At 63.1% G+C, this 20,762-nt stretch carries 15 protein-coding genes and 1 pseudogene; 6 read left to right on the forward strand and 10 right to left on the reverse strand.

Annotated features, from left to right (window positions below):
- The first annotated feature begins 6 nt into the window (after positions 1-6).
- The 3 genes from GGD53_RS16070 to GGD53_RS16080 are packed head-to-tail and all read left to right on the forward strand — an operon-like array spanning position 7 to position 3,157.
- Entirely contained in the window at positions 7-1,872 is a 1,866-nt protein-coding gene (locus GGD53_RS16070; RefSeq protein WP_184457604.1) for a biotin carboxylase N-terminal domain-containing protein, read from the forward strand.
- Positions 1,872-2,324 (forward strand): MaoC family dehydratase, encoded by a 453-nt coding sequence (locus GGD53_RS16075; protein ID WP_184457605.1) that lies wholly within the window; start codon positions 1,872-1,874, stop codon positions 2,322-2,324. Before GGD53_RS16070 ends, GGD53_RS16075 begins: the two co-directional genes overlap by 1 nt.
- Positions 2,321-3,157 (forward strand): HpcH/HpaI aldolase/citrate lyase family protein, encoded by an 837-nt coding sequence (locus tag GGD53_RS16080; RefSeq protein WP_184457607.1) that lies wholly within the window; start codon positions 2,321-2,323, stop codon positions 3,155-3,157. The genes GGD53_RS16075 and GGD53_RS16080 overlap by 4 nt, the downstream gene beginning before the upstream one ends.
- 17 nt (positions 3,158-3,174) lie before the next feature.
- Here GGD53_RS16080 and GGD53_RS16085 read toward each other — a convergent pair whose 3' ends face one another.
- The 3 genes from GGD53_RS16085 to GGD53_RS16095 are packed head-to-tail and all read right to left on the reverse strand — an operon-like array spanning position 3,175 to position 6,670.
- Positions 3,175-4,626, reverse strand: coding sequence for an efflux transporter outer membrane subunit (locus tag GGD53_RS16085; RefSeq protein WP_184457609.1), 1,452 nt, complete (start codon positions 4,624-4,626; stop codon positions 3,175-3,177).
- A gap of 59 nt (positions 4,627-4,685) precedes the next feature.
- Positions 4,686-5,981 carry a HAMP domain-containing sensor histidine kinase gene (locus GGD53_RS16090; protein ID WP_184457611.1) on the reverse strand — a complete coding sequence of 432 codons (1,296 nt, stop codon included), beginning with the start codon at positions 5,979-5,981 and terminating at the stop codon, positions 4,686-4,688.
- Positions 5,982-5,983: 2 nt separating this feature from the next.
- On the reverse strand, positions 5,984-6,670 hold the full coding sequence (locus GGD53_RS16095) for a response regulator (protein WP_184457613.1): 687 nt from the start codon (positions 6,668-6,670) through the stop codon (positions 5,984-5,986).
- Between the two features lie 232 nt (positions 6,671-6,902).
- On the opposite strand from GGD53_RS16095, the gene GGD53_RS16100 reads away from it, so the two are divergent.
- Together GGD53_RS16100 and GGD53_RS16105 are read left to right on the forward strand one after the other, a co-directional pair.
- Positions 6,903-7,976, forward strand: coding sequence for an efflux RND transporter periplasmic adaptor subunit (locus GGD53_RS16100; RefSeq protein WP_184457614.1), 1,074 nt, complete (start codon positions 6,903-6,905; stop codon positions 7,974-7,976).
- On the forward strand, positions 7,976-11,131 hold the full coding sequence (locus GGD53_RS16105; RefSeq protein WP_184457616.1) for an efflux RND transporter permease subunit: 3,156 nt from the start codon (positions 7,976-7,978) through the stop codon (positions 11,129-11,131). Before GGD53_RS16100 ends, GGD53_RS16105 begins: the two co-directional genes overlap by 1 nt.
- A gap of 731 nt (positions 11,132-11,862) precedes the next feature.
- Here the strand turns inward: GGD53_RS16105 and GGD53_RS31735 are convergent.
- A pseudogene (locus GGD53_RS31735) lies at positions 11,863-12,185 on the reverse strand (mandelate racemase); the annotation flags it as partial.
- 284 nt (positions 12,186-12,469) lie between these two features.
- On the opposite strand from GGD53_RS31735, the gene GGD53_RS16110 reads away from it, so the two are divergent.
- Positions 12,470-13,000: a c-type cytochrome gene (locus GGD53_RS16110; RefSeq protein ID WP_184457617.1), complete on the forward strand. Its 531-nt coding sequence runs from the start codon at positions 12,470-12,472 to the stop codon at positions 12,998-13,000.
- 19 nt (positions 13,001-13,019) lie between these two features.
- On the opposite strand, the gene GGD53_RS16115 is transcribed toward GGD53_RS16110, so the two are convergent.
- From GGD53_RS16115 to GGD53_RS16140, 6 genes are all read right to left on the reverse strand, one after another.
- Entirely contained in the window at positions 13,020-13,739 is a 720-nt protein-coding gene (locus GGD53_RS16115; RefSeq protein WP_184457619.1) for a ribonuclease activity regulator RraA, read from the reverse strand.
- Positions 13,740-13,753: 14 nt separating this feature from the next.
- A complete protein-coding gene (gene araD, locus GGD53_RS16120) occupies positions 13,754-15,496 on the reverse strand; it encodes an L-arabinonate dehydratase (RefSeq protein WP_184457620.1) in 1,743 nt (580 codons plus the stop codon).
- 82 nt (positions 15,497-15,578) lie between these two features.
- Positions 15,579-17,000 (reverse strand): mandelate racemase, encoded by a 1,422-nt coding sequence (locus GGD53_RS16125; protein ID WP_184457654.1) that lies wholly within the window; start codon positions 16,998-17,000, stop codon positions 15,579-15,581.
- On the reverse strand, positions 16,997-18,013 hold the full coding sequence (locus tag GGD53_RS16130) for a hydroxyacid dehydrogenase (protein WP_184457622.1): 1,017 nt from the start codon (positions 18,011-18,013) through the stop codon (positions 16,997-16,999). Before GGD53_RS16130 ends, GGD53_RS16125 begins: the two co-directional genes overlap by 4 nt.
- Entirely contained in the window at positions 18,010-18,837 is an 828-nt protein-coding gene (locus tag GGD53_RS16135) for a sugar phosphate isomerase/epimerase family protein (RefSeq protein ID WP_184457624.1), read from the reverse strand. The genes GGD53_RS16130 and GGD53_RS16135 overlap by 4 nt, the downstream gene beginning before the upstream one ends.
- Before the next feature lie 11 nt (positions 18,838-18,848).
- The gene (locus GGD53_RS16140; protein ID WP_184457626.1) at positions 18,849-20,711 is read right to left on the reverse strand and encodes a GH39 family glycosyl hydrolase; all 1,863 of its coding nucleotides are present in this window, start codon (positions 20,709-20,711) and stop codon (positions 18,849-18,851) included.
- Positions 20,712-20,762: the final 51 nt, after the last annotated feature.

Raw genomic sequence — 20,762 nt, forward strand, 5'->3', positions numbered from 1 at the left:
CGCGATGTGATGGAAAGCATTCTCATTGCCAACCGGGGCGAAATCGCTCGCCGCATCATCCGCACGGCAAAGACTGCCGGCATCCGCACCATCGCCGTCTATTCCGAAGCCGATGCCGGCCTGCCCTTCGTCAGAGAAGCCGACGAGGCGATCGCCATCGGGCCGCCGCCGGCCCGCGAAAGCTATCTGTCTGAGGCACGCATCCTCGAAGCCGCCCGCAAGACCGGTGCGGCCGCGATCCATCCGGGCTATGGTTTCCTCTCCGAAAATGCCGAATTTGCCGAAGCGGTCGAGAAGGCCGGCATCATCTGGGTCGGCGCGCCCCCGGCCGCAATCCGGGCGATGGGGCTGAAGGACGCCGCCAAGCGATTGATGCAGGCAGCCGGCGTGCCGGTCACTCCAGGTTATCTCGGGCAGGATCAGAGCCAGGAAAGGTTGGCGGCCGAGGCTGACACCATCGGTTATCCCGTGCTCATCAAGGCTGTCGCCGGCGGCGGCGGCAAGGGCATGCGCCGCGTCGACCGTCCGCAGGATTTTAGCGAGCTTCTCGCCTCCTGCCGCCGTGAGGCCGCCGCCTCCTTCGGCGACGACCGCGTCCTGATCGAACGCTATATCGCCAATCCGCGCCACATCGAGGTGCAGGTCTTCGCCGACCAGCACGGCAACTGCGTCCACCTCTTCGAACGCGATTGTTCGCTGCAGCGCCGCCACCAGAAGGTCATCGAGGAAGCCCCGGCGCCGGGGCTTGATGCCGCCACGCGCGTGGCGATTTGCGATGCGGCGGTGAAGGCCGCAAAAGCGGTGAACTATGTCGGCGCCGGCACGATCGAATTCATCGCCGATGCATCGCAAGGCCTGCGTCCTGACCGTATTTGGTTCATGGAGATGAACACGCGCCTGCAGGTGGAGCATCCCGTCACTGAAGCGATATCAGGCGAGGATCTGGTGCTTTGGCAGCTGGAGGTCGCGAACGGCGAGCCGCTGCCGAAAAGCCAGAACGAGATCGCCATGAACGGCTGGGCCTTCGAAGCCCGGCTCTATGCCGAAAATCCCGCCGCCGGCTACCTGCCCTCGACCGGCCGGCTCGAACATCTGAAATTTCCGGAGGCGGTGCGCATCGACAGCGGCGTCGAACAGGGCGATGAGATCACCGCCTTCTACGATCCGATGATCGCCAAGATCATTGCGCATGGGCCGAACCGCGAGACCGCGCTGTCGAAGCTGGCCGCCGCCTGCGCCGGCATCGAGGTGTGGCCGGTCAGATCCAATGCCGGTCTTCTCGCCCGCATCGCCGCCGACCCGGATTTTCGCGCCGCCCGGATCGATACCGGTTTCCTCGACCGCCATGGTGAAAGCCTAGTGGCGAAGGAGCCGGATGAGACGACAATCGACAAGGCGGCCACGGCACTTTCGAAGGCCGCGAATGAGGATCCCTGGTCGGCGCTGACCGGTTTTCGCATCGCCGGGCCAGGCGACGGCCGCGTTCGGGTGCGCATCGACGGTCACCTCCACTGGGGGCGCGTACGCCCCGACCTTGAGGCGAATGCCGTCGAGATCGACGAGAAGACCGTGCTTTTCGACGCCGGCAATGCCTGGCCGATCGGCCTGCCCCATGCGGGCGAGGTCGAGGCAAGCCAGGGTGCGGGCGACGGCGCGATCCTCTCGCCCATGCCTGGTCTCGTCATTTCAGTCGAAGTCGCCGAAGGCGATCATGTCGCCAAGGGGGATCGTCTGCTGACGGTCGAAGCGATGAAGATGGAACATGCGCTGCGCGCGCCCTTCGACGGCATCGTTGGGAAATTGCAGGTTTCCACGGGCGTCCGGGTTTCGGAAAATCAGCTGCTCCTCAGCGTCATCAAGGAGGAGGCGTGATGGCCGGCCGCTATTTTGACGAATGGGCAGTCGGCGACCGCATCGCCCACGAGATCCGCCGTACGGTCACCGAGACCGACAACCTGCTGTTCACGACGCTGTCCCACAATCCACAGCCGCTGCATCTCGATGCCGATTATGCCGCCGGCACCGAATTCGGCCGCATCGTCGTCAACGGTACCTTCACCTTTGCGCTCACCATCGGCCTTTCGGTCGGCGACACCACGCTCGGCACGCTCGTCGCCAATCTCGGCTATGACAAGGTGACGATGCCAAAGCCTGTTTTCATCGGCGATACGCTGCGGGTGGAAACCGAGGTGACGGAGCTGCGCCGCTCGAACTCCCGCCCCGATGCCGGCATCGTCACCTTCCGGCACGTCACGTTGAACCAGCGTGACGAGATCGTCTGCCAGTGCCTGCGCACGGCGATGCTGAAGGGGAAACCGTCATGAGGCTGCGCTCGCTGCTCTTCGTGCCCGGCGACCGGCCGGAACGCTTCGACAAAGCGCTCGCCTCACGCGCCGATGCCGTCATTCTCGATCTGGAAGATTCGGTTGCATCCGCAAACAAACCGCGAGCCCGGGAGGCCGTGCACGAGTTCGTCCTCCGCCATACCGGCAAGACCGCTCTGCTGATCCGCATCAATCCCCTGACTTCCCCCGAATTCGAAGGCGATCTTGCCGCTTTGAACGGTCTTCATCCCTTCGCGATCATGTTGCCGAAGGCCGAGGGGGCCGTTTCCGTGCGCAAACTCGCAGCCTCGTTGACGCCGGCCGTTCCCGTTTTGCCGATCGCGACGGAAACGCCGGCCGCGATCTTCGAGATCGGCAGCTATCGGGACGTCTCGGCGAACCTTTGCGGCCTGACCTGGGGCGCCGAGGATCTGCCCGCCGCGATGGGGGCTTCGACCGCACGCAGAACCGACGGCCGTTATACCCCGCCTTACGAGCTAGCGCGCTCGCTCACGCTGTTCGCAGCCCATGCCGCCGCCGTTGCGGCAATCGATACCATCTATCCCGATTTCCGCGATCTCAACGGTCTCAGAGCCTATGCCGGCCGCGGCCGGCGCGACGGCTTTTCCGGCATGATGGCAATCCATCCGGACCAGGTCGAAGCGATCAACCACGCCTTCACACCTGACACCGCCGAGATCGCGTGGGCCGAGAAAGTCGCCGCCGCCTTTGCGGCGAGGCCCGATGCCGGCGTCATTCAGCTTGACGGACGCATGCTTGACTTGCCGCATCTCAAACTTGCGCTGCGCATTCTGGAAAGCGCCGGACGATAGGCCCAACCTCCCATCAATCAGCCCGGTTTTGCGGTTTGCTTGGAGGTGGCATGTTCCGGCTCAAGGTAACCGGCGCCGATGGCGACATAGAGGTCGACATAATCCTTGGCGACCTGCTGCACGGTGGCAGCAAGGCTTTCCTGAGCATCTGAAACCGAGCGTTGCGCATCCAGGACATCGAGCAACGACGAGGCGCCATCCTTGTAGCTCGTGGTCGAAAGCGCCAGCGATTCCTGCGCCGTCTGCACCTGCCTGCGCAACGGTTCCAGCGTCTGCGTATCGTGGCGAACGGCCGAAAGCGCGTTCTCGACCTCTTCCACCCCGTTCAGCACGGCCGCTTTCCACGCCAGATATTGGGTTCTGGCATCGGATTTCTCGATGTCGACATTGGCCCGCAATTTACCGCCATCGAAAATCGGCAGGTTGAGCGTCGGGCCGAACGACCAGCTGGTCAGGCTTGCGCCGCTCGCACCCGAGGATCTGACCCAGCTCGGCGAAATCGAGCCGGAAAGCGAGATCGACGGGTAGAGCTGGGCTTGCGCTGCACCGATATCGGCCACAGCCGCCGCAAGCTCGCGTTCAGCCTTTCTTATATCGGGACGGTTGCGAATGAGATCAGCCGGAATGCCGGCACGAATGTCGCCGCGGAACACCGGCTGGCCTGTATTCTTGCGCAGCTCGTCCGTCAGCGAAGCCGCCGGCATTCCGAGCAGAGTGGCAATGTGATGGGCCGATTCGGTAAAACTCTGTTCAAGGCCGGGAATGTCGGCCTTTGTCGACTGTACCAGGCCTTCCGCCTGAACGACGTCGAGGCGGGAGGCTGCACCGGCTTTCAGCTGCAGCTGCGTGAGTTCGTAAGTCTGCTGACGGGACTTCAAATTCGCCTGTGAGAGCGCAATCCGCTCCTGATAGTAGCGGGCGTCGATATAACTCTCGACCAAATCTTTCAGAAAGGTGAGCTTCGCATTGTCGGCCGTCGCATAGGCGGCCCCGAGCGAGGCAATGGCGCTCTCCTTCGAGCGACGGTACTGGCCGAAGACATCAAGCAGCCAGGACAGGCTGGCCTCGCCGCCTGACGTATTCGTGGTGCCGACCGTCGAACGCAGCCGCCCCTTTTCGCCTGATACCGTGTGCGATGCATCCAGGCTCAGGCTCGGCAGACCGCCTGCACCGGCAACCGTGACGTTGGCGGAAGCCGAGTTGATGCTCTCGAGCGCCTGCAGCACATCGAGATTCTCGCTGAGGCCGTGAGCGACCAGCCCGTCGAGCTTCTTGTCGCGATAGGCCGTCCACCATTCAGCCGTTACGACATTGCCGTTGCTCTTGCTGCTGCCCTCTTCGAATTTGGCGGGAAGCGGCATCTCGGGGGGAACGTGGTCCGGGCCGCTCACGCAGCCTGCCAGCAGCAGTGTGAGTGCGGATGCGGCGTAGCGGAGGGATGATAGTCTTGTGCGAAGCGACGTACTCACGGGGAGCCTCTGAACCGGGATCGAGGGTTCAGGCTTAGCGACGCCAGCGTTAATGGCGGTTAAGAAACTGTAAAGTTAGGTAAAACCCGGGAAAAGGGATCAGCTCTGGGAAGCTCCAGTGTGATCGCCAGCCCCCCCGCCTCCGGCAACGACGCATACACACGCCCGCCGTGGCGTTCGATAGCCTGCCTGGTGATGGCGAGGCCGAGGCCGAATCCGCCTCTCGGCACCGCCTCTTTCCCGCGTGAGAACGGCTGGAAGATCCGTTCGAGTTCGTCTCGTCTGACGCCTGGTCCCTGATCCGTGACGCAGATCTTGATGCGGTCGGCTGCTGTCTCGCAGGACACGGATATGAACGAATGCTCGGCCGTGTATTTGACCGCGTTGCGAACGACATTTTCCAGCGCCCGGTAGATCAGCTCGCCTTCGACCTCGGCTCGGAAGACACCTTCGACGCTCGTCGTGATCGAGACCTCCCGTGCCTGGGCTTCGAAGGCGGCATCGCCGAGGATTTCGTTCAACAACTCGATGATATCAACGGTCTGCGTCTTCAGCGGCAGGCCAGATCCCGCCGTCAGCCTGGCAAGCGTCAGAACCTCTCCCACCAGCACGTCGAGCCGTTCGACCTCCCGGTCCATGCGATCCAGCATGGCGCCGAGCTTGGCCGGACTCTGCCGGAGCACCCCGACGGCGGCCTGCAGCCGGGACAAAGGCGAACGCAATTCATGAGAAACGTCGTGAAACAGCCTCTGCTGCGCGTCCTGAAGTTCCTGAAGCCGTGCGGCGCTCGAATCGAAGTCATGGGCAAGCGCTGTCACCTCGTCCTTCCGGCCGGCCATCTTGTCGCCGATACGGAAGTCGAAGCGGCCATGCGCAAGCGCGCTCAAGCCATCGCGCAAATGCACCACGGGGCGGATGAGGTATCGTGCCAGTGCCCAGGCGGATATCGTGCTGGAGATCAGGATCGTGAGCCACGGCATAAACGGGCCAAAATTTTCGAAGGTGAAAGTGGGAGAGGCTGGCAGGAATATCCGATAGCAGATCCCCTCCTTCAGAACGGATCGCGTATCAGCCGCCTTCGGATCCGAACAGGCATCGGGTTTCGCGGCTTTGGAGATGGTCAGACCGTGCGGCAGCGTCTCTTCACTTGAACGCACGAAATATGCCGCCGCTTCCTCGCCGTCCCTCGCAAGCACATTTGCGGTTAGGTTCAACGCGATCGACCGGCGCTCCTGTTCCAGTTCCCGCGCAAAAGGAACGCCTTGGAGGAGATTGACGAGCAGGATGATCACGCCGACGGTCGTGGTCAGCGTCAGCCAGATGATTGCGAAGAACTTCCAGAAAAGCCGGGGCATGGTCAGTCCACGAGAAGTTGATAGCCCTGGCCGCGAACGGACTGGATCCAGGATTGCCCGTCCTCCCTCAGCCCGAGCTTCTGACGAACGCTGCTGATATGGACGTCGATCCGGCGATCGAACGGCGTAAGCGGCTTGCCGAAGGCGCGTTTCGAAATATCCTGCTTCGACACGAGCTGGCCGGCGCTGCGGGCGAGAACCTCGAGCAGGCTGAACTCCGTGCCGGTCAAGTCAAGGGTTTCACCGCGCCACTCGGCAAGCCTGCTGCCCGGATGGATCACCAGCCGCCCCGCTCTCACGGTGTCGGTCGATACGCCGGCCGCCGGCTGACCCGCCCGGCGCAGGATGGCCCGCAGCCTCGCCGCAAGTTCGCCCGGCGAACATGGCTTCGGCACATAGTCGTCGGCGCCGAGATTGAGACCGGATATCCTGTCCACATCATCGCCTCTGGCCGTCAGCATCAGAACGGGGACCTGGCTGAGCTTCCGGATCCTTTGGAGAACTTCGATCCCGTTCATGCGAGGCATCATGATGTCGAGCACGATGATGTCGACCGTATTGCCGGCCGCCGCAGCAATGGCGGCGCGGCCATCCGTGTCCGTTATGACATCATATCCTTCTTCGACCAGATACTCCTGCAGAAGTGTCGTCAGCTCCGCATCGTCGTCGATCAGGAGAACCTTGTTCATTCGCGTTATCCGTTATCAATTCGGGCAAGCCATACAGCACAACCGCACTCAAGCGAGTAAGTTTTACCCAACTTAACACTAACTTGACCGCACTTAACGTTAGCCCCGTTACTTATCGTGCCATGACATCGTCGCGCGCTGAAAACCCTGTTGCCGTGCATGAGCGGCAATCCTTCAGTCGATTGCGCCGATCGGGAAAGGCACCGATGCCTTGACCACAAGGAGTGCATCGTTGAGAAAACCGTCCAGACTATTCGCGGCCGCCGTCGTTGCGGCCGCACTCGTCTTCCCCCTTCGCAGTGCCATGGCGCAACAGACCGCGGCAACGGCCCTCACCGTCTCTCTGACGGCGCCGGCCCAGCGGGACTGGCCGGAGACCGTTCCGGCGAGCGGGTGGCTGAAACCATGGCAGGAAGCCGTCATCGCCTCCGAGACGAGCGGGTTGCGCATAACCGATGTTCTGGTCGATGTCGGTTCCGTGGTCACGAAGGGCCAGACGCTCGTCCGGCTTTCCCAGGAGAGCGTGCTCGCCGATCTTCGCAAGCAGGAGGCCGCAGTCGCGACCGCCAAGGCAAGTCTTGCGAAGGCCAAAGCCAATGCCGACCGGGCGCGGCAGCTTCAGCCTTCGGGTGCGCTCTCCGATGAGAAGATCGTCGAGTATCTCGCCGACGAGCAGACGGCGACGGCAAGTCTTGCATCCGAAGAGGCCGCCCTCGACAGCGAAAAGATCAAGCTTGCGCAGACGACCATCACGGCTGTCGACGACGGCCTCATCACGTCGCGTTCCGCCGATCTCGGCGCCGTCGTCTCCGCCGGCACGGAACTGTTCCGCATGGTTCGCCAGCAGCGGATCGAATGGCAGGCCGAGGTTTCGGCACGTTATCTCCCGCGTATTTCGCAAGGCCTGAGTGTCCACGTCAACGGGCCTGAAGGTCGTGTCATCGAGGGCAAGGTGAGGCTTGTCGGGCCGTCGGTCAGCACCGATACCAGCCGGGCAATCGTCTATGTCACGCTGCAGGCCGACACCCGTCCACGCACGGGCCTTTACGTCACGGGCAACATCGAGCTGCAGACCTCCCCGGCGCTGACCGTGCCCGAGACCGCAATCGTGTTCCGGGACGGGATCAGTTACGTCTTCACCGCAGGCGAGGATCAACGGGTGCAAAGGGTCCGGGTGGAAACCGGCCGCCGCAACAATGGCGAGGTGGAAATCGTCTCCGGCATAGACCGGACGTCGAAGGTGGTGACCTCGGGAGGTGCATTCCTCTCGGACAATGACCTCGTCAAGATCGCGGAGAAAAACTGATGAACTTCTCGGCATGGTCGATCCGCAACCCCGTCCCGGCAATATTGCTGTTCGTGATGCTGACGGTTGGGGGACTCTTGGCCTTCAAGACCCTGGCGGTCCAGAACTTCCCCGATATGGACCTTCCGACGATCAGCGTCACGGCGACGCTCGACGGAGCTGCGCCGACACAGCTCGAGACCGAGGTCGCCCGCACCATCGAAGACAGTTTGGCTTCGCTCAGCTATCTCGACCACATCACCACGACCATCACCGACGGCACCGTCTCGATCAAGGTTTCCTTCAAGCTAGAGAAAGACAGCGAAGCGGCGCTCAACGAAGTCCGCAACGCCGTCGACAGCGTCAAGGGCGATCTTCCGGCGCAGATGGAGACACCAAGCGTCACCAAGGTCACGGTTCAAAGCTCCGCGCTGGTCACCTATGCCGTCCGCTCGACTGCTCTCAACGAAACCGAGCTTTCCTGGTTTGTCGACAATGATCTGACCAAGGCGCTGCTGTCGGTGTCCGGCGTCGGACAAGTCAACCGCATCGGCGGGATCGACCGCGAGGTTCACGTCGATCTCGATCCCGCGACAATGGCGTCGCTCGGGGTCACTGCGGCGACCGTATCGTCGCAGCTGAAGGCGGTGCAGGCGGATACATCGGGCGGCCTCGGCGAAATCGGCGGCACCCGTCAAACCCTGCGCACGCTCGGCGCTCTGCCATCGGTCGAGGCTCTGAAAGGACTGAGAATTCCCTTGGCCAACGGCCAGCAGGTTCGCCTCGATGACGTCGCATCCGTCACCGACAGTTTCGCGGAGCGGTCTTCGATGGCCTATCTCGACGGAAAACCGGTGATCGCCGTTGAGATCAAGCGCTCGAACGGCTTTTCCGACAGCGGTGTCGCCGGCGATGTCGACAAAGCCATGAAACAATTTGCCGCAAAACATTCCAACGTCGAGATCGACGAAGCCTACAGCACGATCGGGCCGATCATCGACAATTACGACGGTTCGATGCACATGCTGTTCGAAGGGGCGATCCTGGCGATCATCGTCGTCTGGCTCTTCCTCCGGGATTGGCGCGCAACGATCCTGTCGGCCGTGGCACTGCCCCTGACCGTGATCCCGACCTTCCTTGTCATGTACCTCTGCGGCTTCAGCCTCAATATCATCACGCTGCTGGCGCTGTCGCTGGTGGTCGGCATCCTCGTCGACGACGCCATCGTCGAGATTGAAAACATCGCCCGCCATCTGAAGATGGGCAAACGGCCGATCGATGCCGCGCTCGAAGCCGCCAACGAGATCGGGCTCGCCGTCATCGCAACCACCTTCACGCTGGTCGCGGTCTTCCTGCCGACGGCCTTCATGAGCGGCATTCCGGGGCTTCTGTTCCGCCAGTTTGGGGTCACGGCTGCCGTCGCCGTCCTCGCCTCGCTCGTCGTCGCGCGCCTGCTGACGCCGATGATGGCCGCCTATTTCATGAAGGCTGTTCCTCCGACGGAGCAAAAGGACGGCCACATCATGCGCATCTATCTGGCAGTCGTGAAGGCCGCCATGAATCGCCGGAAGACCACGATGGCCGTAACCGCTGTCGTCGTCGCACTTTCGCTGTCCACGATCCCGCTGCTGAAATCCGGCTTCATACCCGCTTCCGACGACGCGCGAACCCAAATCACACTCACCATGCAGCCGGGCGCCACCATCGAGCAGACGGACACCGCGACCCGGAAAGCCGCCGATATCGTCGACAAGCTGCAGGACGTCACCCGTGTCTTCTCCTCGGTCGGCTCCGCATCTTCGGGTGGCGGCGCCGACGCCAGTACCACGAGCAGCGTCAATTCCGCCACGATCGTCGCCGTGCTGTCGTCGATCGGCGAGCGTGACCGCAAGCAGTCGGAAATCGAAAACGACATCCGGCAGGCTCTTTCGGTTCTATCAGGCGTGCGTGTCGCAGTCGGCGGCGGCGGCAACGGCACCAAGCTCGAGATCACCCTTGCCAGCGACGATGCCAACGCCCTCGACAGCGCGAGTACTGCGCTCGAAGAGCAGCTCCGCACGCTGAACGGTATCGGTGCGGTGACGTCCACCGCAGCAAGGCAGGCACCCGAGATCCAGATCACGCCCGATTTTGCGCGCGCCGCGGCGCTCGGGGTGACGTCGAGCGCTATCGCCGAGGCCGCGCGCGTGGCGACGAACGGCGAATATTCCGCCAGCCTGCCAAAGCTCAACCTGCCGCAGCGCCAGGTGCCGATCGTCGTCCGCTTCAGCCCGGAGTCGCGCACCAGCCTTGACGATATCAAGAACATGCGGGTGGCGGGCACGAACGGCAATGTCGATCTCGGATCGATCGCCGATATCCGCATCGGCGGCAGCCCCTCCGAAATCGACCGCATCGACCGGATGCGCAATGTCACCCTATCGGTCGAACTCAACGGCCGCATCCTCGGCGACGTCAACCGCGAGGCACAGGCGCTGCCGGCGCTCCAGCATCTGCCCTCGGGCGTCACACTTGTCGAGCAGGGCGAACTTCAGCGCAGCTCGGAACTGTTCCAGAGCTTCGCGCTGGCAATGGCGATCGGCGTGTTCTGCATCTACGCGGTCCTCGTCCTGCTCTTCCATGATTTCCTGCAGCCGCTCACCCTACTGATGGCTCTGCCGCTCTCGCTCGGCGGTGCGCTCGTGCCGCTGGTGGTGACCGGGACCAGCTTTTCGCTGGCCGCCGTCATCGGGCTGCTCATGCTGATGGGCGTGGTGACGAAGAACTCGATCCTGCTGATCGAATATGCGATCATGTCGCGCCGCCAGGGCATGTCCAGGTTCGATGCCCTCGTCGACGCTTGCCACAAGCGCGCCCGGCCGATTGTCATGACCACCATCGCGATGGCTTGCGGCATGCTTCCGGTCGCTCTCAGCCTGACCGGCGGCGATTCGAGCTTCCGGCAGCCGATGGCGATCGTGGTCATCGGCGGCGTGATGATGTCGACGCTGCTCAGCCTCATCGTCATCCCCATCATCTTCACCTTCGTCGATGACCTGTACGAGGCGCTCAAACGGTTGTTGCGCCGGATCGGGCTGGCCCAGGAGATCGCCGAGGATAAACCGGAGGCCTCCAACGATCACGCCGCGATCGCCTTCAAACCCGAGCAATCGAAGCGAGGACACGGCCAGAGATAATCTTCTCGTCGAACTATCGGCCAGATGCTCCGCACCGATACGGACGACACCTGGCGACTTTCATGGCAACCTCTTCGGTCAAATTCCCTCCCCCGGAACGAGACCGCGGGACGTATATCCCCAGCAGGCGGCCTCGCGCCGCCTGCGCGTCCTGCATCCTCTGAAAAGCGATAGCCCAGGCATTCGTCACCTTCGCTGCAGTTGCGCTCGGACCTTTCGGCTGCACGGAGTTCCTACCGGCAGCGCCAGCCTGAACCGCGGAAAGAACCTTTACCAAACTTTACACTTCCTTAACCGCGCTTAACATCCGCACAGCTATTAGAACTCGACCTCAGTCTATCCGGAGTGTCGTGTGTCCAAGGCACATCGAAATATCCCCTGGTGCCGTTTTGCGGAACGGAAAGCCATATACTCCGGGACACCGCGGCGGAGTCTCAATCTCAATTCGGAATTTTTCCACTATTTTACTCTCGGCCGATCCGGAGTTATTCCGTTGATTCAGATTTTTATTCAAAATCACTGCGTGTCAATTGCGCACTTGCTGGGCCATGAGATCCACTCAGGCCGCGCAGAAAATCTTCGAATAGAGCGTGACGCTCTATCGGAAGACATTTCAATTGGAGGAACGGGGTGATCGATCTGATGAGGGCACGTTTGCCGGGCAAATCGTACAGTTCAATACTCTTTTTGCACGGCGCACCGGCTGTTGCTGAACTTGCCCAACGTGATGGCAATGGCGTCATCGCTCCGAAACGCGCAAGGTGCCGCTGGCGTAGCTGACCGACCCGAGCAAGCGATACCAATCCGGCCATTGCGGATCGACAGCAACGGGCCGTCGGCGCCCTGCTCGTAGAATTGGGATGGGCCGCAGCAAAGCGCGCTTTCTCCGCCTGCGGCGTACCCTGCATGCCGGCCACATGGTGATGGCCGTTGCGCTCGACATGGGAGAGGCCAGGCAGCGAGACTAGCGCCAGAACCTGCTGCACAGCGAGCCCAACTGCCAGATCAGGTCCTCGCCCGAAAGGAACACTCCGCCGGAACGCAGGCGGATGGACATGTCTATCCCGGCTTAAAGCACTTCGGTTGATGTGCCGCCAGAATGGCGGCGACGCTTCTCAGATGTTCTTTATTCCTCGCAATCTGAGCCCACGAGTAGCGGCCGCGCCCGATGCTCGCGAAAATACACGGAGGCCTGCTTCGTCGTGGCCCTTTTTTACTGCTGGCCTGGCGGCCTGCGCCCGTACAATTCTATTAATTCGAAGTGGCTAATATATCGAACAACTTCATCGTGATATTCAGTCCTTTACGGCTGCGAGCGGCTGTATCACGGAGGGTAAAATGTTTCGATTGAGCGTTCAGCTCGCATTTTTAGCCGTTTGTGCGTTGGAGCTACCGTTGAGCATGGCAGCAGCGGCCGATGATCCGCAGATTGCGCGCGGCGAATATCTCGTCACGGTCGGCGGGTGCAACGACTGCCACACGCCGGGATATTTCTTCGGAAAGCCGGACACCGCGCGATTTCTCGGTGGATCGGATGTTGGCTTTGAGATCCCGGGCCAGGGCGTTTTTGTCGGCCGCAACATTACGCCTGACAAGGAGACCGGCATCGGGAGCTGGACCAGGGAACAGATTGTGACTGCCCTTCAGTCCGGGCAGCGGCCGGACGGTCGCATCCTGGCGCCAATCATGCCATGGCATGCATTCGCGCAGCTCACCGACGAGGACGTGACATCAATTGCAGCGTACCTTCAAAGCTTGAAGCCAGTAACTAATCAGGTCCCCGGACCTTTCAAGCCGGGGGAGAAGGTTTCAACCTTTTTGTTCCGGATCTTGCCGCCGGGTGAAACCGCAGCCGGCGCGCCAAACTAGAAGTGACGGATGCTGCGAGTCACCGGCCGTGCTTGGCGCGCCAGGCGGCGAACTCCTCGAGATTGCGCGGCTGCGTCGCCGGATAGAGACCGATGATAGACTGGCCGGCCAGCACGCGCTCGGTGACGAAATCCTCATAGGCGGTCATTTCCACGGCTTCCTCGGCGATCTCGTCGGCGAGCTCGGCCGGAATGACGATCACCGCTTCGTCGTCGCCGACCATGATATCGCCGGGCCAGACTGCCACGTCGCCGCAACCGATCGGCACATTGATGTCGAGCGCCTGGTGCAGCGTGAGGTTCGTCGGCGCCGAGGGGCGGTTGTGATAGGCAGGGATCGCCAACCCCGCTATTTCGAGGCTGTCGCGGAAACCGCCATCGGTGACGACACCCGCCACGCCGCGCACCATCAGCCGCGTGACGAGGATCGAGCCGGCGGAGGCGGCGCGTGGATTCTTGCGGCTGTCCATCACCAGCACGGCGCCCGGCGGGCAGCTTTCGACACAGGCGCGCTGCGGGTGTTCGGGATTCCGGAAAACCTCGAGCTTGTTCAGGTCTTCGCGCGCCGGAATGTAGCGCAGCGTATAGGCCGGGCCGACCATGTTGCGGCCCTTGCGGGCGACCGGCTGCACGTCCTGGATGGTCTGGTTGCGCAGGCCGCGCTTGAAGAGCGCCGTGCTGATGGTGGCGACGCTGACCCGCATGAATTTGTCGCGCGTGCTGTCCGAAAGTGTCGTCATTCCCGCATGTCCTCCTAGAAAATGTCCGGTTCTCCGGCTGCCGCACCGAATTCGGGCAGCAGATAATCGAAGTCGCAACCCTTGTCGGCCTGGCTGACATGAGAGGCGTACATCCAGCCGTAACCGCGGCCGAAACGATCCGCCGGCTTCATCCAGGCGGCGCGGCGCCGGGCGAGCTCCGCCTCGTCGACCAGCATATCCAGCCGGCGGTTGGGGATATCGATCCTGACGATGTCGCCGTTGCGCAGCAGAGCGAGCGGGCCGCCGACATGGGCTTCGGGCGCCACATGCAGCACGCAGGCGCCGTAGCTGGTGCCGCTCATGCGCGCATCCGACAGCCGCAGCATGTCGCGATGTCCTTGCTTCAGCAGCGCCTTGGGCATTGGCAGCATGCCCCATTCCGGCATGCCGGGGCCGCCGAGCGGTCCGGCATTGCGCAGCACCATCACGTGATCCGGCGTCACATCGAGCGTCTCGTCCTCGACCGCCGCCTTCATGTCGGGGTAACTGTCGAAGACCAGGGCCGGGCCTTGATGGACATGGAAGCGCGGGTCGCATGCCGCGGGTTTGATCACCGCGCCGTCGGGCGCTAGATTGCCCTTGAGCACGGCAAGCGAGCCCTCCGGATAAATCGGATTGGAAAGCGGCCGGATCACATCGTCATTATAGATTTTGGCATCGGCCAGCGCCGCACCCAACGTTTCCCCCGAAACCGTCAATGCGTCGAGATCGAGCCGCTCGCGGATCTGCGACATCAGCGCCAGAAGTCCGCCGGCATAGTAGAAATCCTCCATCAGATAGATCTTTCCGGACGGACGGACATTGGCGACGACCGGAGTGACGCGGCCAAGCGCGTCGAGATCGTCAAGCGTCAGCGCGACCCCTCCCCTGCGCGCCATGGCGAGGAGATGGATGACGGCATTGGTGGAACAGCCGGTCGCCATGGCGACCGTCGCGGCATTGCGAACGGCCGCAGGCGTCACGATCCTATCCGGCGTCAGATCTTCCCAGACCATCTCGACGATCCGCCGGCCTGAATGAGCCGACATGCGGATATGGTTGGCATCGGGCGCGGGAATGGATGAGGCTCCCGTCAGCGTCAGACCCATCGCATCGGCAATCGCGGTCATCGTCGAAGCGGTGCCCATCGTCATGCAATGGCCGTAGGAGCGCGCAATGCCGGCTTCGATGCCGGCCCATTCTCTGTCCGATATCGTTCCCGCGCGCCGCTCGTCCCAGTATTTCCAGGCATCCGAGCCGGAACCGAGTTGGTGGCCCGCATAATTGCCCCGCAGCATCGGCCCCGCCGGCAGGTAGATCATCGGCACGCCGGCGCTGAGGGCGCCCATGATGAGGCCAGGCGTGGTCTTGTCGCATCCTCCCATCAGCACCACGCCATCGACGGGATGGGCGCGGATCTGCTCTTCGGTCTCCATCGCTAGGAGGTTGCGGTAGAGCATGGTCGTCGGTTTCATGAAATTTTCCGACAGCGCCAGCGCCGGCATCTCCACCGGAAAGCCGCCAGCCTGCAGCACGCCACGCTTCACGTCTTCGACGCGATGCTTGAAATGGGCGTGGCAGGGATTGAGGTCCGACCAAGTGGACAGAATGCCGATCAGCGGCTTGCCGGCCCAGTCATCGGCATCGTAGCCCATCTGCATCAGGCGCGAGCGATGGCCGAAGCCGCGCAGGTCCTCGGATGCGAACCAGCGCGCCGACCGCAGCTCCCCCGGTGCCTTGACGGTTTTCAACGACATGCCGACCTGCCTCCAATATTGACATAGCTTGAAGTGTACGAGGCCAGCAAGATACAGGCTCCCGTCTGAACGTCCATGGATGTCAAGAGAGCCGCTCCATCGCTTCGAAATCAGGCAAGGCGCCGCTCGCGTAACCGATCGCCGTCAGCGAGCCGATGCCGATCCGGCCGCCGCGGATCGACAGGAGCGGCCCGCCGGCGCCTTGCTGGTAGAGATCCGGGTGGGCCGCGGCAAAGCGCGCCTTCTCTGCCTGAGGCGCACCCTGCATGCCGGCCACATAGTGATGACCGTTGCGCTCGACATGGGAGAGGCCGAGCAGTGAGACCAGCGCCAGATCCTGCTGTACCGCAAGTCCGGCCTGGCAGGTGAGGTCCTCGCCGGAGAGGAACAGTCCCAGCACACCTCCCGTCCTGATGCGGATCGCCTTCATGAGCGAGCGGTAAATGCCCTTGCAGGTCTTGGAGGAGACGCCGGTGTAGCCGAGCCGCCGGGCGCGGGCGAAGGCGTCGTCGGCATCGTCACTCTCGTCGATCAGGAAGGGCAATTGCGCCGCCAGATCTCCCAGCGGCGTCTCCATGGTGATCTCGCGCGAGAACGGCTGCTCGACAAAGGCGATGGCCGCCCGCAACCTCTTCAACCGCGGGGTTTCATCGATCCGCGCCAGCAAGGCGCCAAGCTGCTCGGCGGCGCCGAACTGTTCGTTGCCGTCGACCGTCACCCGGTAGTCCGGCAAGCGGTCCAGCACGGCGGCGATCTGGGCAAGGCGGTCGATATCGGCATCGATCGCGCCGGACAACTTGATCTTGAACCAGCGGTTGCCGTACCGCGTTATCACCGCCTCGAGGCTTTCCGGCAGGCCGTCGTCGAGGGGGTGGGCGACATCGCCTTCGGTGATCGGATCGAGAAGTCCGATCGTGTGCCGGGCTGCGATCGAACCGGCAGGGCGAAGGTCGGCAAGCGTCGGCGACGCTGCATCTGCATCGATATCCCCCGGCAGCATCGGCCCGCCGATACCGATGAGATTGCGGCGCACCGCATCGAAGAAGGAAATGCCGGCGAGGCGGCAATAGGCGTCGAGCGCCGCGCGGGCGACAAGCGAAGGGCCGAAGCCGGCCGCCAACGGATTTCCGGGCAGGCGCCGCACCGTCTCCAACTCGTTCAGCCGGGCAGCGGCAAACAATGTCGTCGGCGTGGATGCTTCGAGCGACGCAGCGCCGGCAAGGCGGATTGAGGCGCGCAGTTGATCGACATTTTGCGCCGGCGTCAGGGCCGGATTTTTATCGAACCATTTCGGCACCATCATCTCGGCGGCGGCGCCGATGGCGGTTTTCCCTTGCTCGTCCTCGATACGAACCCTGAGAAAGGCCTGCGGCGCCTGCTCAAGGGTAGCCGCACCGAAGCGAAACGGCAGGCGCAGCCGGATATCGCGTTCGAAGGCGTCGATCTCGACGATTCTGACACGCGGCGCCTCCACAGGCCCTCCAATGCTTCTGTCCATGGTTATGCCATCCGCTCGAGCATGGCGCGGGTCACCTCGTGGCGGAGCGGTTCCCGGCGAAGAAGCCGGCCGATTTCGTCCACCATGGCCTGCCCTTGGGCAAAATGTGCCTCTTCGGTGTGACCGGCAGTATGAGGCGAAATGGTGAGGTTGGCGAGCGCAGGGTCGCGGAAGGGGCTGTCAGGCGGCAGCGGCTCATTGTCAAAGACATCAAGCGCCGCTTCGATGCGGCCGGACCGGATTTCGGCGAGCAATGCAGTCTCGTCGACCAGCTCGGCACGGGCCGTATTGATGAAGAGCGCGCCGGGACGCAGCAGCGCCAGTTCGCGGGCACCGATCATGCGGCGCGTTGCGGGCAGGACGGGCGCATGCAAGGAAATCACCTCGCTTTGAACCAGCGCATCCTCCAGCGCGACACTGACAACGCCAAGTGCTGCGGCCTCCCTCTCGTCCAAATAGGGATCAACGACCAGTACGCGACAGCCGAACGGAACGAGCAGGCGCATGACCGCCCGTCCGACATATCCGGCGCCGACGATGCCGACCGTGCGGGCGCCCAGCAATCTCTGCGGCACTGCTGCACGAACGTCGAGCCATTCGCCGCCGCCACGCAATTGAGCATGCAGCCGGTGAATGCCGCGCATGGAAAGCAACGCTTCGGCGACGACGAATTCGGCAACCGAGGCGGCAATTTTCGAGGCAGCATGGCTGACGCGAAGGCCCTCATCGAACAGACGGGCAGGAACGAGCGTGCGGATGCTGCCGGCCGAATGCGCGACGAGGGCAAGTTGCCGATGGCGCTGGCGCGTGGCGGCATCGAAGGGCGGCGTTCCCCAGCCGGTCAGGCAGGCGGTGGCGCCTTGCAGCAGCCGGTCGGCATCGGCGGCGTCGATCACGGCGCCGGTCGGCCAGCGCACCTCGCCGAGAGCGTTCAACTCAGCGGTCGCCGCATCGTCCAGCATCATGCGGCGGGTCTTTTCGGTCAAAAGGACGGCAATGACGGAAGTCTGTTCGTTCATGGTTCTACTTCTTTCGCTGCGGCGACCAGCCGCCTGAGATAGGCAAGATCGGCGCGGACCTTGTCGAGCGCCTGTTGCCGGGGAACCCGGTATTGGGAATGGACCGAGAGCACGCCGGCAAACCCGGTGGTGACCAGATGGGGGATGATCTCGTTCCAGGGCACCATGCCCTCGTCGAGCCCGCACCAATCCGAATGCCATGCGCGCTGGCCATCGGCGCCATGGACACCGGGAAACCAGCCGCCATTCTTGACGCCGATGCAACAGACCCACGGATCGAGAATGTCGAGGGTCAGACGCCAGTCCTCGCTTCCCTCGCGAACGATCTGATTGGCCGGATCGGGATAGGCGCCGATCCTGGCGGGGTCGCGCCCGGTGAGCAATTGCATCGCCAGCGCGCCGGAGCTGTGCAGTGTCCCGCCGTGAAGCTGGATGATCAGTTTCGTGCCGATCCGTTCGGCAAGCTGTTCGAAACCGTCGAGGTTACGCCGCGCTTCATCGACCTGGACTGTCCAGCGCCGCGCCGGATCGTAGCGCCAGAAGCCGAGCCTGATCTGCCCGATGCCGGCCTCGCCGCAATACCCAAGAAGCCGGGACGTAGCATCGTCGGGCTGCGTGGAATCGATCGTCGCCATCGGTGTGCGAAGGCCGGCCGCGGCAAAGAGTTTCACAGTCCCGACGATCTGCTCCGGCGTGTCGGGGGAAACGGCATGGCCGTCGCGGATGAGGAGGTCGGCACAGTCGAAGCCCAGACCGGCGGTGATCTCCGCCGCCTTTTCGAGCGGCAGGCCCTCCAGCGTCTTGGTGAAATAGGCGATATCCATGACTTCTCTGCTCATCGGCTGGAAAGGCAAAGCTGGCTGCGGCGGCCGAATGCATCGCGGGCCCGTACCGCATATTGCGCGCCCTCCGGCGGCGACATGTGCAGGAATGCCGTCGAGAGCAGCGGGACGGAACTGACCTTTTCAAAGGTCCCGCCATCGGTGCTGACCAGAACATCGTAAAAGATGGCGGGGCTGCTATCGCCCGCGGCCCAGAACAGCATGCGCTCCTCCCGGCCGCCAAGACCAAGGTAGCGTTCGACGACGAGACCGGTGGGTGCGGCCGGGGCCGCGCCGATATCGGGAACGACGAGCACCTGCGTCAGCGACGGCAGCGGCACGTCGAGATCGACGCTGAGCCGGCCTTCATCGCACTCGACGGTGCTGATCGGATGCAGCAAGGCGGGTTCCTGCGCACGGCGCAATTCGGCGAATTGCGCTTCGCTCGGCTCGGGTGGCGCGCCGACCGGCTCGAAGGGCCCGCGTGGATTGCTCTCGTCGCGCTCGGCCTCCCAGAGCTCCATCGGATTGGTGAATTCCTCGTCGATGCGCAGCAGGCACAGCGCATGGCGGCCGGGAACCAGCCCGCTGACCTCCAGGCGGACGGCGGTCCGGCCCGAACGGTTGATAGCATCGACGCTATGAATGAGGCTGATGGAAACACCGCCGTCCGGCAGCCGTGTCGGCAGGATCGCCAAGCCATCCTGGTCGGGCGTCAGCGGCGGCTCGGCCGTCATTTTGCAGACGGTGTCGCCGAGCGTTGCCAGCAATTCCATCGATGTCAGGCCGGGCTTCTTGATGATGTCGAAGGGCGGCGCCTGGTCGACATCGCTAACCAGCCTGTTCAGATCGGTCTTGTGCTCCCATTGCGCCTTGGTGAAATTGCGCGAGCCGAAATAGGCAAAGATCGTTCGCTGGCCCCAGCCGCCGATAAAGGCATGGTCGTTGCTGAGGAAGGTGAAATCAGCCGCTTTCGGGGCGATGATGCGCCGGTCGTGCTGTTCGATGATGCGGGCGATGATCCCGGCGTAGTAGGCCTTGCCGTGCCAGCTGTGATGATCGCTCCAGCCGAGCTGCGGATCGCATTCGTCGTTGACGATCGGCAGGCCCGCAAGCCGCGGATGATGCTCCTTGAGATAGTCGACGACGAGAAGCGTGCGGTCGACGATCGCATGGGTTTTCGGGGTCAGGTCTTCCTTGCTGCCGTTGACGCCCTTTTCGTGGATCGAGATGTAGTCGAGGCGCGGCCCCTTGCCGGTCAGACAGCTCGTGCCGCTGTCGCAATGCGCCATCAAGGCGCGAAAGATCGGCGAAAGCGTCCGGGCAGTCCCTGGCCCGCCCATGGGGAGGCTGGGATCGACGGCATCGAGCCCGGCGACGCAGGCATCGTAATAATTGGTGTAGCCTTTGATCCCGTAGGTCCACCAGCCGGAATCGGCCTCGTTCGTCGTTTCGAAATACCAGCTGCGCAACTCGTCCATGCCGTAACGCGCGCCATAGCGGTCGGCCGTCGCCGTCACGAGATCGCGCCAGCGCCTGACCTGGTCCATGTCCTCATAATCGGTGAACAGGCCCGAGGGATTGCCCATCAACTCGAAGAACGGCTTCAGCCGGTGTTCGATCATTGCGTCGAGCGCGCGGTCGAGCAGCGACCAGTCGTAGCCGGCGCCGCCGGTCGAGCGCAGCAGATTGTAGAGATAGTGCACGCGCAGGTACCGGATGCCTTCGTTCGGCAAGCCGCCGATATAGGCGAGCATCTGGCGCATTTCGGGTTCGAGCAGCAGTTCGGCCGGCGAAAAGCCGGTGCCGCGCCAGAACCGGTTGAACGGGCGCACCGCCTGACCGGCGTCGACCTTTATTCGCGTACGTTCACGCATGGATCCTCTCTCCTCAAACGGGCAGTGTCCGCAAAACGGCAAGCGCCGGGA

It is taken from the genome of Rhizobium aethiopicum, from assembly GCF_014197535.1.
Classification (GTDB): Bacteria; Pseudomonadota; Alphaproteobacteria; order Rhizobiales; family Rhizobiaceae; genus Rhizobium; species Rhizobium aethiopicum_A.

What these genes read in the sequence shown, in the direction of transcription:
- GGD53_RS16075 (WP_184457605.1), top strand. Translation starts at nt 1,872, where the DNA reads ATGGCCGGCCGCTATTTTGACGAATGGGCAGTCGGCGACCGCATCGCC.
- GGD53_RS16080 (WP_184457607.1), top strand. Translation starts at nt 2,321, where the DNA reads ATGAGGCTGCGCTCGCTGCTCTTCGTGCCCGGCGACCGGCCGGAACGC.
- GGD53_RS16090 (WP_184457611.1), bottom strand. Translation starts at nt 5,981, where the DNA reads ATGCCCCGGCTTTTCTGGAAGTTCTTCGCAATCATCTGGCTGACGCTG.
- GGD53_RS16095 (WP_184457613.1), bottom strand. Translation starts at nt 6,670, where the DNA reads ATGAACAAGGTTCTCCTGATCGACGACGATGCGGAGCTGACGACACTT.
- GGD53_RS16105 (WP_184457616.1), top strand. Translation starts at nt 7,976, where the DNA reads ATGAACTTCTCGGCATGGTCGATCCGCAACCCCGTCCCGGCAATATTG.
- GGD53_RS16110 (WP_184457617.1), top strand. Translation starts at nt 12,470, where the DNA reads ATGTTTCGATTGAGCGTTCAGCTCGCATTTTTAGCCGTTTGTGCGTTG.
- GGD53_RS16115 (WP_184457619.1), bottom strand. Translation starts at nt 13,739, where the DNA reads ATGACGACACTTTCGGACAGCACGCGCGACAAATTCATGCGGGTCAGC.
- araD (WP_184457620.1), bottom strand. Translation starts at nt 15,496, where the DNA reads ATGTCGTTGAAAACCGTCAAGGCACCGGGGGAGCTGCGGTCGGCGCGC.
- GGD53_RS16130 (WP_184457622.1), bottom strand. Translation starts at nt 18,013, where the DNA reads ATGAACGAACAGACTTCCGTCATTGCCGTCCTTTTGACCGAAAAGACC.
- GGD53_RS16135 (WP_184457624.1), bottom strand. Translation starts at nt 18,837, where the DNA reads ATGGATATCGCCTATTTCACCAAGACGCTGGAGGGCCTGCCGCTCGAA.
- GGD53_RS16140 (WP_184457626.1), bottom strand. Translation starts at nt 20,711, where the DNA reads ATGCGTGAACGTACGCGAATAAAGGTCGACGCCGGTCAGGCGGTGCGC.